Raw genomic sequence first — 555 nt, 5'->3', positions numbered from 1 at the left:
TGCTTGACCTTTCGCTTCATCACCCTAGCGTAGGTGATGCGGTCTCTTGATTCTCTGTTGTATCACGCTCTCGCGTTTTACAACGGTGTTTGATTACTCTGTTCATAACAGATAAATCGATGTCTTCCTATCTTTGCGTTTGCATTAATTTCTTAATACTTTGCGTTTAAGGATATTTGATTAACTTAATCAAATTTCATGTATGCAGTTTTCAAGGTACAATGCTGACTGATGTTTTATCAGCCATCTGAAAGGAAAATTGCTTTTTCTCTCAGATCACTGGTAAAACCAGCATCTATCACATCAGGTTTCCCTGTTCTTCTTTCTTTTGATCTGGCGCCCACCTGCTCTCCCACACCGTCTCCAGTGCAGTACCATCGGCCGATTGGGTCTTAACCGTCGTGTTCGGGATGGGAACGGGTGTTTCCCCCAACCGCATCGGCACCAGAAATATCTTAGCTTGATAACTCAACAGTAAAACACATCTTCTCTACTTTTTTCCTTAGAAAGGAGGTGATCCAGCCGCACCTTCCGATACGGCTACCTTGTTACGAC

1 rRNA gene is annotated in these 555 nt (G+C 43.4%); it reads right to left on the bottom strand.

Annotation, left to right across the window (positions count from 1 at the left end):
- Positions 1–331: 331 nt before the first annotated feature.
- Positions 332–449: ribosomal RNA gene (rrf, locus tag G5B06_RS18600) — 5S ribosomal RNA — on the bottom strand.
- Positions 450–555: the final 106 nt, after the last annotated feature.

Origin of the sequence: Blautia luti (genome assembly GCF_013304735.1) — a bacterium.
Taxonomy (GTDB): Bacteria; Bacillota; Clostridia; order Lachnospirales; family Lachnospiraceae; genus Blautia_A.
Note: the sequence above shows the minus strand (reverse complement) of the source record. Positions and strands in the feature narration are given on the sequence as shown.